The 12,906-nt window shown below is 32.3% G+C and carries 11 protein-coding genes and 1 pseudogene; 3 read left to right on the top strand and 9 right to left on the bottom strand.

Annotated features, from left to right (window positions below; translation table 11 throughout):
* Window positions 1-6: 6 nt before the first annotated feature.
* The 5 genes and pseudogenes from DK405_RS03885 to DK405_RS13020 all read right to left on the bottom strand — a co-directional run bounded on the left by DK405_RS03885 (window position 7) and on the right by DK405_RS13020 (window position 6,135).
* Complete coding sequence (locus tag DK405_RS03885; RefSeq protein ID WP_109510597.1) at window positions 7-1,026, bottom strand: Rpn family recombination-promoting nuclease/putative transposase; 1,020 nt, start codon at window positions 1,024-1,026, stop codon at window positions 7-9.
* Between the two features lie 51 nt (window positions 1,027-1,077).
* Complete coding sequence (locus DK405_RS13875) at window positions 1,078-3,159, bottom strand: toprim domain-containing protein (protein WP_231967624.1); 2,082 nt, start codon at window positions 3,157-3,159, stop codon at window positions 1,078-1,080.
* 118 nt (window positions 3,160-3,277) lie between these two features.
* On the bottom strand, window positions 3,278-4,114 hold the full coding sequence (locus DK405_RS16080) for a conjugal transfer protein TraA (protein WP_458692824.1): 837 nt from the start codon (window positions 4,112-4,114) through the stop codon (window positions 3,278-3,280).
* Window positions 4,115-4,597: 483 nt separating this feature from the next.
* Window positions 4,598-5,053, bottom strand: a pseudogene (locus DK405_RS16075) (AAA family ATPase); the annotation flags it as partial.
* Between the two features lie 41 nt (window positions 5,054-5,094).
* Window positions 5,095-6,135, bottom strand: a complete 1,041-nt coding sequence (locus DK405_RS13020) for a MobA/MobL family protein (protein ID WP_174197569.1) — start codon at window positions 6,133-6,135, stop codon at window positions 5,095-5,097.
* 320 nt (window positions 6,136-6,455) lie between these two features.
* Here DK405_RS13020 and DK405_RS14990 point away from each other — a divergent pair, with 320 nt between their 5' ends.
* The 3 genes from DK405_RS14990 to DK405_RS03865 all read left to right on the top strand — a co-directional run bounded on the left by DK405_RS14990 (window position 6,456) and on the right by DK405_RS03865 (window position 9,197).
* On the top strand, window positions 6,456-6,581 hold the full coding sequence (locus DK405_RS14990; RefSeq protein ID WP_269459331.1) for a hypothetical protein: 126 nt from the start codon (window positions 6,456-6,458) through the stop codon (window positions 6,579-6,581).
* Window positions 6,582-6,816: 235 nt separating this feature from the next.
* Complete coding sequence (ltrA, locus tag DK405_RS03870) at window positions 6,817-8,532, top strand: group II intron reverse transcriptase/maturase (RefSeq protein WP_109510596.1); 1,716 nt, start codon at window positions 6,817-6,819, stop codon at window positions 8,530-8,532.
* Window positions 8,533-8,741: 209 nt separating this feature from the next.
* Complete coding sequence (locus tag DK405_RS03865; protein WP_109510595.1) at window positions 8,742-9,197, top strand: conjugal transfer protein TraD; 456 nt, start codon at window positions 8,742-8,744, stop codon at window positions 9,195-9,197.
* A 69-nt stretch (window positions 9,198-9,266) separates the two neighbouring features.
* Here the strand turns inward: DK405_RS03865 and DK405_RS03860 are convergent, their stop codons facing one another.
* The 4 genes from DK405_RS03860 to DK405_RS13865 form a co-directional block, all read right to left on the bottom strand.
* A complete protein-coding gene (locus tag DK405_RS03860) occupies window positions 9,267-10,277 on the bottom strand; it encodes an Rpn family recombination-promoting nuclease/putative transposase (RefSeq protein ID WP_109510594.1) in 1,011 nt (336 codons plus the stop codon).
* Between the two features lie 121 nt (window positions 10,278-10,398).
* Window positions 10,399-10,974, bottom strand: coding sequence for an HD domain-containing protein (locus DK405_RS03855; protein ID WP_109510593.1), 576 nt, complete (start codon window positions 10,972-10,974; stop codon window positions 10,399-10,401).
* 100 nt (window positions 10,975-11,074) lie between these two features.
* Entirely contained in the window at window positions 11,075-11,932 is an 858-nt protein-coding gene (locus DK405_RS13870) for a sensor histidine kinase (protein WP_109510592.1), read from the bottom strand.
* Complete coding sequence (locus tag DK405_RS13865) at window positions 11,907-12,683, bottom strand: ATP-binding protein (protein WP_109510591.1); 777 nt, start codon at window positions 12,681-12,683, stop codon at window positions 11,907-11,909. Before DK405_RS13865 ends, DK405_RS13870 begins: the two co-directional genes overlap by 26 nt.
* Between the last annotated feature and the right edge of the window lie 223 nt (window positions 12,684-12,906).

The following is a 12,906-nucleotide window of genomic DNA, read 5'->3' as shown; positions in this document are numbered from 1 at the left end:
GAAAAATTAATACTCTATGTTATTTTTTAAATTAATCACTTCTTCTTTTGACAATCCGGTATTTTCAGAAATAAATTCAACTGAAAAGCCAGCTTTTAATAAGTTCCTTGCAAGCTCTTGTTTAGCCTTTACTTCACCAATCTCTATGCCTTCAGCTCTGCCTTCAGCTCTGCCTTCAGCTCTGCCTTTAGCTATGCCTTTAATCTCACCAATCTCTATACCTTCAGCTCTGCCTTTAGTTTCACCAATCTCTATACCTTCATCAATATATTTTGCAGCAATAGTTCTCATAATATTACTTTTTTCTTCTTCAGATAAATACTTAGCCAGAACCTGCTCTAATTCTGGTTGCTGACTCTCTAGTAATTTAGTATCAGTATACCATAAAAATGATCTTAGGTAAATATAGCCTTTTTCTTTATCAAGTATTAAAACATGTTTGAACTTTATTAGAAACTCTTCCCAAAGCTTTAACATATCTCGTTGATGAATGTGCTTTAGCATATATTCGAGCATTCCGATATGCTTTTTCCTAACAATTTCATCATTCGACATACTTTGTAAATCGACTAATTGATAGTCAGAGGTCATTAATTGCTTAGCTATCATTGAATCGGTAAATAAATCCCACAAATTCCTAGGTGCGTTGTAGACTTCTTTGCCGTTGTAGATCACTAAATTATACACTAATGGTAATTTAGTTTTTTCTTTCTTATGCCTTTCGCACAATAACAATGTGTATCTCCATAACCGCAGAGCTGTCCAATAATCGACGGTTGATTGAGCTTCAATTAATATATAAATAAAAGCATTGCCATGTTTTTTGGTTGCAACTTTATAGACGATATCACTGTATTTTTTCTTTAACGATTCTTCTATATAACTCTCTTGCTCTACTTTTATTTGTGATAAATCTATTAAACTCTTGAAATCGCTTGGTAAATAATACTCTAGAAATTCTTGTGCAGCAACTGGATCGCTCATGATTGTCTTTGCCAATGAATCATGCTTTAATTGTTTTGTCATATTTTTTCACTCTATAGTTTTTTAAATAAAAAATGCTGTGTCATACTCTGCCTAGTGTTTCGGACATAATCCTGGTTGTATATTAGTTTGTATTGATTCAATTTTTTCATTAAGTTTTCTTATTTCAGGGCTGATAATATTTCTAACAGCATATAATCCTTGAGTTTTTAATACATTATTGAAGTCATTTTTGACTGTACAGACTACTGCTTCCTTATCCTCCAGAACTTTTTCAGCTTTTTCAGTATTTACGTCATTTTTAACTGCTAGAATGATCTTTTCTTTTGGGCCAGGATTATAGTTTTGCAAATTTTCGGCTTCAATTGCACATAAGATTTTTCCTTCGACTCCAGCTTGCCTAATGGTTAACGCTGTTTCAATATCCTTTGTAATGATTGTTACAGGTGAGTATTTTGAATTCTGTTGAGCAATTTCAGCAAATGACCCACTAATTGTACCAACAGATTTTTCAGCTACATCAGCTTTATTACATGTTTTTGAATTCAGAGCTAATATCTTAGCTCCAGTAATTTCATCTTTGTCATTTTTAACAAAAATAGTGAGTGCAGGCCAGGATTTTTGAGTCTCTTCATCAAAAACCATATTTGCCCTTAAATTAGAATTGTTAAAGATTTTTGCACTATAAATTCCTGTATGGTTTTCTAAAAATTTGTTTACTACTATCGTTTCCACCTTAGCTTCCTCTTCTTGTTTAAAGTAGTATAGAGATGAAGATTTATTATACAATTCTTTAACATTCGTAATATTATTTTGTTTTTCTATACTATTATTTTCTGTTTGAGTAAGTTTGGTTGTTTCAACTGCCTTAGTCAGTTTAGTAATTTCAGGTTCTATAATGTCTCTAATTGACTGGTCTCCACAACTTTGCAACAGATTATTAAAATCACCATTTTCTGGTGGTTTGACTATACAAGTTATCGCTCCCTTCATTTCTAACGTTTTTGCAGCTTTAATTACAGTATTATTAGTTATAGGATTTTTGCTATCATTATCTGCTGCAATGATGATTTTTTCACCAGGAAATGGTGAATAATTTCTCAAATTCGAAATTCCTGCACTAGCAATGATATTACCTTTAATGCCTGATTGCTGCAAGCTCAATGCTGTTTCAGCGCCTTCTGCTATAATTGTTATATTAGGGTCATTCGCATTTCGCTTTGCGATTGTTATGAACGATCCGCTGATTTTACCGAAAGATCTTCTGTTAATTGAAATATTCGCCTTATCTCCTGCCAAATTTAGATATACGGCCTGTACTCCGGTAATTTCCCCTTTTGAATTTCTTGCAAAAGCTGTAAATGCTGGATAATTTTCTCTCGTTTGAGTATCAAACAGTATACTTGCTTTTAAGTCTGAACTTGCGGTGCTTTTGTCAAAAGTAATACCACGATTTTCAAGATACTTTTTTACTATTTCAACTTCTGCGCTTGGGCTCGTATCTATCTCATAACCATGTATTCTGCTTGATCGTTCATACAAGTTTTGAACTTTTGCGATTTTAACACTTTCAGATTGTTGAGTGTATTGTTGAGAATCGTCAGTCTTAGGCGGTCTCTGATACCGTTGACTAATATTAGACATTCCAACCATACTTTTCAAATATTCCTTTGCCTCAAAAAAGCTGCCTCCTCTTTCTCTTTGAAGCAGAGATAATAAATTACTACCTTGTCCTGTGCTGAAGTCATACCATTGTCCAGCGTACTTGCCCTCGGTGGTTACTTGTATTTTGCCAGTGTCTTCCCAACGTAATCTTCCGTGTTTAGATAGGCGGTTATTTGGATCTCCAAGAATATCACGAGCTATAGTGTCAGCTCTATAAGCTATTGCATCCCTCAATTTTTGTAGTTCTTCCTTGCTATTTGAATAATAATCGTTTTTTCTATAGTTTTGAGCAGATTGATATTGCCTTACTTCATTTGCTTGAACATCATTATTCTCCTCTTTTGAATTGATAGAGTCTGTCTTAGCTGTGCTAAGCTGCTCTATTAGGTTAGCAACATTTTTTGTAGCTTGCACATTGTAGTACAACCGTATTTGCTCTGCATTCCCTATCATGCTTATGTTAGAACTTTCTATGCATACACCATTATTATGAAGAACATATATAGTCATTATTATCTTAGCAGGGCATAATGCAAATTACAAACATCACTGTGAGCTGTTATGTATAGCTCATTTTGTAATTTGCTCTATGAATGAATAGCTTACATTCAATTTCAAATCTTCAGCACTACCGTCTAACTCCAATTTTTGGAGCTATGTTAGTTTTCACCACTTGTTCAGACTCTGTTTTTACGTTCTGAGTATTAATTAACTTCATGATTTCAGGTATCATAAGCTCCTTAACAGCTGTGGCTCCTTTATTTTTTAGCATTTCGTTAAAATCTTCACCTTCTGAAGGAACTACGATGCTAGTGATTGCTCCTTTGCTTGTCAGTACTTTTGCAGCCTCGTTTATAGTGCTTACATATTCTTTATTCTGTTTATAATTATTTGCAGCTATAAGAATCTTTTCTCCTTGAAATGGTTGATAGTACTTCAAATTATTTACATTTGAGCTATATACCATTCTGCTATCAATGCCAGCTTCCTGAAAACTTGATATCGTTTTTCCTTCTGCTGACAGAATGGTTACATCATAATCATATTGTCTTTGTTCTTTGATTTGCATAAACAATGGAGTAGAAATATCTTTGGTGGTGCATTGCTTTATGCTATTCTCTTGCTGGACTTTTTCTACTTTAGCTTCTTGATCTGGTTTAGCGGTAAAATGATAATATTCTTCATTCACATGAGATCTATCATTGATATCATTGATTATAGACTTAAACCAGTTTTCAACTTTACTAAAAACTTTACTAAAAACAGTTGTCTTTGTCCGTTCTTTCTCAAAATCATGAGCAGTTTTCAGAGTTATGCTAGCTGATTTCTCATTTGGTCTGCTGAGCTGATTTATTAAGCTGTTAACGCTTTTAGTTGCTTCATTATTGCAATATAACTTTAAGCTCTTTATATGCCTTGTCATAGCTACGTATGAGCTGCTTATATTACTTACTCCATTATGCAAAACATATACATCTTTTATAGAAGCTCCCTGGACCTTATAAACAGTACTTGCATAGCTATGTTTAAATTGTATTTTACTAGGATCAAAACTCACCTTTTTTCCTGCATCTGTCTTAGCTATAAATTTATTTTTACTAACCGAAGTTAAAGTTGCAAATTCACTATTTTGTATTTGTAAATCCTTATCGTTTGTTTGAAATACGATTCTATCTCCTAACATATAGGACTCTTCCCTTCCAGCAATTGAACGCCTATATTCTTTGCCTTTTAGCGTACCATTTGCTTTTAACAAAGACCTAATACTTGAATTAAGAATGTCGACATCTTTATTACGTACTGTAATTACCAGTTTTTCATGTGGTTTAAATTTGCTTAAACTCCAGTTGTATATTAACTTACTCATTGAGTCCTGCAACGTATTATCAAACCTAACGCAGTTATTTTGCCTCAGTAAGGTTATACCGCTTAAAATATTACTCTCAGCAAACTCCATTGCTGCTTTTCTGCTCCAGTTTTTACTTTGTCTTCGAATATTTACTAAAACATGTGAACCAAAAATATTACTCAGCATCTCAAACATTCCACCTCTTTCTATTGAAGCTAACTGCTTTTCATCTCCAGCAAGTATCAGTTGACAATTATTGTTTCTAACTACTCTAAACAGCTCTGCATAAGCTTTAGTACCTACCATTCCAGCTTCATCTACTACTATTAAGCTGTCTTGCATAAAAATTTTTTTTCGATTATATAAAAATCCTTTTACTGTATAGACCTCTGTATAACCTTTGCTCCTCAGCTCTGATACTGCCTCATGAGTAGGAGCAAGACCAATAACTTTTTGTCCACGATTTGTTGCGAGCTTATGCGCTTTTATTAAAACATAAGATTTTCCTGTACCAGATCTTCCTCTTAAGACTCTAACTCCACTAGTGCTAAGCAAAATATGCCTTAGCGCTTGTTTCTGTTCTTCACTAACATTTGCTAGACCTTCGATATCACTTTTAAGATTGTAAATATCGTTGTAATAAACTGATTATTGATTTTATTAGCTATTCTGATTATTCTTGTCTCCTCATTTCGAACCTCACTTGTCGTAAAATATTTGCTACTTTCACCATCATCATGGTATAACTCTAGTATTCTATTTGAACTAAGCACTTTCTGAACTAACTGTTCTCTTGCTGTTAGATCTGGTATATCTTTTACTGCTTTTTCAACATCCTGCTTAGTAAAAATAGATTTGTAATGTGTTATAGAATCTGTTATTACGTCAGCATCATTAATAATCTTCAAATGAGCCTCTTTACGTAACTCATTTTCATTTAATACTTCATTAATTAAATTCCTAATTCTACGAGGTCCAATATGCTTTCCAGGTACTTCGCTTGTCTCGTCAACTCTATATGGTAAGCCTAATTCAGCGAAATATGCATTAGTTTCTTCTTTTGCTATTTCATGAATCATCTTGGAATCTTTAATAATACGCCACTGACCTTTTACTGTTATAAATTTAGCCTCTAAGTCAACAGCTTTATCACCCAATTCTTCACCATTCTCTTTAAATCTTCTTGTAGTAACCAATATATGCACATGCCAGTTTTTATCTCCTATTTGAGGCTTATGAATGTCTATCTGTACTCCAAGACCATTTTGCACCCATTCCATTGCATCAACTATTCGATGAGTTAGTTCTATTCTATGCTCTAAATTTAGCTCCTTCTCGTCTGGCAATGCTATTACTATATCCTTCAACAACTGGCTGTTGTCTTTTTTTGCTGTTCGTTCTACCTCATTCATTAATGTTTGAATATTCTTGAATTCTTGTTTTACATAATCCGGTATCAGCACTGTATGATATACGTTATCTTTCTTACGAGAGAAGTTATACCTTATACCTGTCTGCTTATTTTTAACAATAGTTCTTGCATTATACGCTGCCTTACGACAACTATCACCTCCTTCACTTCTACGTAAAAATTCAATCCTTGCAAACTGTATAGCCATCTCAATACCAATTCTCACCTGAGTTTTAAGTTAGCATGGTTTTTTTGATTTTGCTAGCACAAACTTCTTTTTTTTAACATTCAATCGGTTAATGAGTACTCATTTTTTAGCAGCAATCTTTATAGATTGCATATTGCGTAGTGCGACATGAGGTCGCTCAAACAGAGACTACAGAAATGTAGCAAGGTTGCATTTAAACCTTAGTTACCGCTATTGCGGTGCGAGATTGGTAACGGTCTTGTACTAAGCGCGATAGAAAGCCTAACTAAAGTACTAATCTGGATGGGAAATAGGGGCAAGGTAAAGTTAAAATTGGTTAAACGAAAGTGAATCTTCGTATGGAAAATATCGTCAATGCAGAAGCAGATACTCCAGATAAATTCTGTTATAAGGATAAAGCTGAAAAGCTTAGCTGTAAGAAGGAATACGCAGCCTTCTTTAAAAATGCCAGCTCCTCGGTATAAAGAAGATAACCAACTTAACGTCTCTCTGATGAGTGAAACATGGTAAGCCTATTATTAGGCAACTGATAGTAGGTAAGAGAGGTCTTAGAAAGCAAATGACACTAAGTCGAAAGACTACAGAAATTAATAACTGAGTGTATAGGCATTTATATGCTAATCAGAAATGATGCTAACTTAAGACTGGTGATTTACCCTAAATAGGTAAACAAGATTATGAATTAATTGGAAAAGTTGGATGCTAAACGCAAATGTAACAATTGAGACTAAAGATAATTTCAAGAAAATCTATTGGCATTCAATAGACTGGAAAGAAATTATACAAAAGGTTAATAATCTTCGTAGACGTATTTATAGGGCATTCGCAAATGGTAATACGAAGTTAGTAGGTAACTTACAAAGATTGATGTTAAAATCAAGAGCAAATAGGTTACTTGCTATAAGACGTGTTACTCAAATCAACAAAGGACGAAAAAGTCCTGGAATTGATAAAATAGTTGTTAAGACAGATAAAGAAAGGAGTCTGTTGATGGAAAAGTTAGCAGATAATAATCTATCATCTGTAAAACCGATTAAGCGTGTATACATACCAAAAAGTAATGGCGAATCTAGACCTTTAGGCTTGCCAACTATTGTGGATAGGTGTAGACAGGCTGTTGTAAAATCAGCACTTGAACCATATTGGGAAGCTAAGTTTGAAGGTTGCAGCTATGGCTTTAGACCTGGACGTAGCGCTCACGATGCAATACAGAGAATATCTGGTATTATTCGACATGGAACCAATAGAAATTGGATATTAGATGCTGATATTAAAGGAGCATTTGATAATATTGATCATAATTTTCTTTTGAAAATTATAGGAAATTTCCCTGCTCGTAATTGGATTCAAGCATGGCTTAAATCTGGTGTAATGCAGGATTATCAAATTATCAAAACAACAGCTGGTACTCCACAAGGTGGATTAATTTCTCCATTACTTTTAAACATAACTCTTCATGGAATGAGTGATATACTTAATATTATCTATAATAAGTATGATCACCTATATTCTAAATCCGAATATGCTTTAGTGAGATACGCTGATGATTTTGTCGTTTGCGCTAAGTCAGAAAGCTCATGTATCAGAGCCAAAAGTATTATTAATGATTGGTTAAGTATTAGAGGCTTAGAATTGTCAAAGGAAAAAACCAGGATACTTCATATTAATGAAGGTTTTGATTTCCTTGGATTTAATATTCGACAATATAAAACCAATAGTACAAGAAGAGGTGTAGCTCTACTAGTTAAACCGTCTAAAGACTCTATAAAGTCGTTTAAAAAACGAATGTCAATAGAATGGAAAAAAAGTTTCTCATGGAATATTGATAGAATAATTGATAATCTAAATTCTAAAATATTTGGATGGTGCAGTTATTTCAACAAAGTTGTGTCCAAGAAAATTTTTTCCAATTTAGACTGTTGGATGTGGATTCGACAAGCAAGATTTGCATGTAGAAAACATCCTAAAAAATCCTGGGAATGGCTTAAGAAAAAGTATTGGGGTCGCATTAAAGGCAGAAATGATAATTGGGTCTTTATGAATAAAGATCTATATCTATGGAAATTACAATGGACAACGATTAAACGACATATTCTTGTTAAAGGTAAATCTTCTCCTGATAATTCAAAACTTAGAGAATATTGGCATAAACGTCAGGCTGATAGCCCTAAGTATTTGTTTAAATCTAGGCAGATTCTTTGGCGTAGACAAAAGGGTAAATGTCTTGTTTGTTTTGATTTAATAGATAATGGTGAAAGTGTTCATGTACATCATATAACACCTATAAGATGTGGTGGCACTGACCATATTAACAATTTGTGCTTATTGCATGAAAACTGCCATCGACAAGTACACAGTAATCGCGGACAACTTATTGCAGCTGTTTGTAAATTGCTTGAGCCGTATGCGGAGTAATTCGCTTGTACGGTTCTTTGGGAGGAAAAGCGCTTTCGCGCTTACCTACCCGCTTAAGCTTATTTTTCAATGAAGCTTCTAACCTTGAATTCACGTTTTTTTGACTATAATTATTTGATGTTGGTTTGGTAGGCGCGGTTTTTTTTCTTTACTGGGATTTTATTTTGATATATTCTTGCCTGATTTTTTTATCTTTCTGAATTACTAACATGGCAAATCTTATGCAGCAAAAAATTACTCTTCAACAAAAAAAGGCTAGGCTAATCATGGATGAGGTTAACCTTAAAATTAAAGAACGTAAAATGCCTACTCGACCTCTTATCGAAATGGGTGGATTAGTTGCTAAAGCTAAGCTTGATCACTTATCAGCAAATACGTTATTTGGTGCAATTGTTTCACTAAAAGAAACTTTAACACAACATCCAAATGTTCAGGATCATTGGACTACAATAGGTAAAGATATTTTTGATAAAGAACAGCAAAATAAAGCTGCTGTGATTTTAAAATTTGCTTCTGAACCAGACGAAAACACTAAGCGCCACATTCACCTTCATGGCTTAAAATGGAACAGTTTTCGTCAAGAATGGTGCGGCCATGTTAAGGACATTGAGGCCTTAAAGTATGGCCTTCTCAATGTTCAGTATAGTATAGAACTTGTAGTGTGATATAAAGCATCTAATAGAAGTAGCATACAACACATTAAAGGTAAAATTTTGTATGTTGTATATTTCTTATTATTTTACGCTATTTTTTAAATTTAATACTTCTTGTATTGATAAATCCGTATATTCAGCAATTGTCTCAACTGATAATTCAGACTTCAATAATTTTATTGCAAAATCTTTTTTTGCTTTAGCTTCACCTAGCTTTATTCCTTCAGCTTTACCTTGAGCTTTACCTTTAGCTTCACCTAGCTTTATTCCTTCAGCTTTACCTTCGGCTTTACCTTCGGCTTTACCTTTAGCTTCACCGAGCTTTATGCCTTCAGCTTTACCTTCAGCTTTAGCGCGTTCGAGTTTATAATCTTCTACTGCTTTATTATCCCATATACGCTTTAACTCTTGTTCATAGGTTATTAGTTCGTCTTCACTCCAATTAAACTGATCTAATGCCTCATACGCTCTTTTTATTATTAAATCTTCACCTATTATTTTATTATATCCATCTAATGTTGTTTCTTTTGCATGTTTAAAAAAATAGCACCACTTCTCTGTTATATCATTTAACTCTTCCACTCTATTTTTTTTAAATTTTGGTAATTCTATAAAGGTAAATGAAAAGTCCTTTAGATCATGCTCATATGTCTTTTTATCCAATATTACATGCCTTGATATATAGTCTTCTTTATTTGGAAACAATTTATAATCTGCTATAGCTATAAATATAACCTCCTTTAGGTCTGAGTATTTTCCTTCCTTCCCTCTATTTGGTTGCCTACCATATGCTTTTGCGGCATAATACTGAGCTCTTTTTTCAAATCCTTGTGTAGGATCTACTTGCATTTCTATTATATATTGCGCACCGTTTTTATCTTTACACAAAACATCTACTATTGATTCTTTTTTAGACGCTATGTCTGCATCTAATATCGTTCCTAAAAACTCTACTTCTATTATTTTTCTATTCCCTTCAAACAACAATATATCGTTCAGAAAATGTATTAGTATGTCCTTGTTTTTTTCTGATCCAAATATCTTTTTAAATGCTACATCATTCTTTGGATCTAAAAATCTTGATAAATGCATATATTTTTCATATTTTCTATTCTTTTTAAATTATACAATAAAATAACCTACATGAACATTCTCTTATTGAATTTTAATTTCTGCAATTCACTACATTAACCACCTATTAAACTTTAGTTTATTAGGTAGCATACAGCTTACAGTATTTATTTAGCTCTATAGCAATTTCTGGTAATTTAAGATATTCAGCCAGAGGTATAAATTCTTGCTGCGTTTCTAGTATGATTTCTTGTCTTTTTTCATAAGGTTTTATTGATACAGTCTGAATATTATGGAATCGGTCGAAAAGCTTAATTAATAATAGTTCTGTTTTATTTTGTCTATAAAATGTTTGAATCATTTCTCTAGAACTAATTTTTTTATTATCCTTAATCCTGGTGAGATCTGAAACCTGTTCTGCAATATTATGACCAAATTCTTGACCTATTTTTTCTTTAGTTAGTGTTGTGTCTTCGATGGTATCATGTAGTATTGCTGTAATAATCGTATCTGTTTCAAAGCTGTAGTCTGATACCATATAAGCTACTTCTAATGGATGTGTGTAGTATAGTTCTCCTGTATCTCTCTTTTGCTGACCATGATATTTTTGGGCATAAAATATTGCTTTTTCAACTTTATCAAGATCAATTTCAGTATTAAATCTTACGTTGGTTTCAAACAGCTTATTTAGTAAGCTCTCGCTATAAAAGTTTATCATTTTTCATCTCTAAATAATCTTTAATAAATTATACAATAAATTAAACTTTTTATATACTTCAATCTTAGATAAAAACTGCGAAAGAAGCGAATTAATTTGATTAAAAAAGTTGTACTGGAATATTGCAAGTAATGGTTGTAAACTTGTCTTTTTCGCTTTCTATTTCCATTTCTCCATTAAGTTGATTAATAAGGTAATTTACAAACCATAATCCTGATTCAAGCATTAGTGGATAGTCTCGTACCAACTCAAAATCAGCTAATTTAGCTTTTATATTCCCTAATTTTTCTTTTGAAATACCGCTTCCTGTATCGTGTATTCTAAATTGTAGTATGTTATCGCTTTTTATATAATTTTTTACAGTAAACAAATGAACTGTAATTATAACCTGGCAGCTGTGATTAAATCTAATGACGCTTCCTATTAATTGACTTAATATAGCTTGTAAGTGATCACTATTTCCAATCACAATATCCTTCATTTTGTACTGAAAATTGTAATTGATTTTTATATCTTTCTCTTTTGCAATGTCTTCTAGTCGCCTAACGGCATTTTTTACTAGCTTTTGTATGCTAAATTTTTTTAAACATAAATTTTCATTCTCAATTTCGCTTCTAAGCGTGTAAACTACGTCGTTACAGTATTCTTGGAGATTTGCTGATCGATTTAATATTGTTTTCAGCTTATCTTTATTTTCCGAATCATTTAACATGATCTCGCTTGCAAGCCTTACAATTTCACTCGTTGCAATATTAAATCTATATTTAATCTCCTGTATTAAATCTGTACAATATTCTTTCAATGATTCAGCTGCCTCGACATGATACTTCGCTTTTCTTAGCTTTGTTATTATTTCCATATATTCATCGATATTCTCACTCTCTCCATTCACCAACGTAATTGGTATTGGAGGAATTTGTACCATCCATTTGTTAATTGTTTTCTTCTTTTCTTTCATAGCATTCTCCTAAAGAATAATTCAAACTAGTTATTGGCACTTCAAATGAAAAAGTTATGTAATTATTTTCCTCTTTTGCTCTTAGTCTTCCTTTTAGCTGATCTGTAAGATGTTTTATAAATGCTAATCCTTCTCCTAGTTCTTGATACGTTACCAAATTCAAATTCTCTAGTTCAGCATTTATTCTTTCTAATTTTTCTTTAGAAGTGCTTAGTCCTATGTTTTGTACTGTAAATTGTAATATTTCTGAATACTGATTGAGGTTAATAGTAATCTTGCTATTTTTGCTGCTATTTATAATAGCACTACCAATTAACTGACTTATTACTGCTTTTATTCGAAAACTATCTCCAATCAGAACCGTCTTTATGTCATTTTGAACATTTAGCTTTATATTCTCATTTTCAAAATGTTCCCTCATTCTGATAACGGTATTATTTATTAGCAATTCTATGTTAAATGTTTCAATCCTTATATTTGTTGATGCTATGTATTGTCTAAATAAAAAAATTATTCCATTTAGAGAAGCTATTATATTTACTTTTTTTCTGTCGTAGTTATTTACTATTAGCCTAAAATATTGTATCCACTCTATGCAATTTATGCTTACTTGCTCAGATTCCTCTAGCTGAAAGTATAGTTTTTGCAATTCAGCGTCTATCTGTTTTATTGTTGTGCTATTAATTCCCTCTGTAGATAATTTTTCGGTTAATTTATTGATTTTATTTTGACCTTCGTCTTGAATAGGCATAGAATTCCCCTACTATTTTTGTTTAAAAAATGGTTTCTGAAGATTAATTCCAAAAGTTCAACCCTTTGTTTTATTTAATCTTCAGATCATTATCATCAAAGTTTTGAAACCTAGATAATATAAGGTATAGAGTAGCATTATAATTTTTATTAGTCTATTAAAATCTTTTAAAATCTTTTAATTTTCAGGTTAAATTTTTGCATAATAATCTAATGTTGATGTA

The sequence above is a fragment of the Orientia tsutsugamushi genome (assembly GCF_900327275.1).
GTDB classification, from domain to species: Bacteria; Pseudomonadota; Alphaproteobacteria; order Rickettsiales; family Rickettsiaceae; genus Orientia; species Orientia tsutsugamushi.
This window is presented reverse-complemented; position numbering and strand designations above follow the sequence as displayed.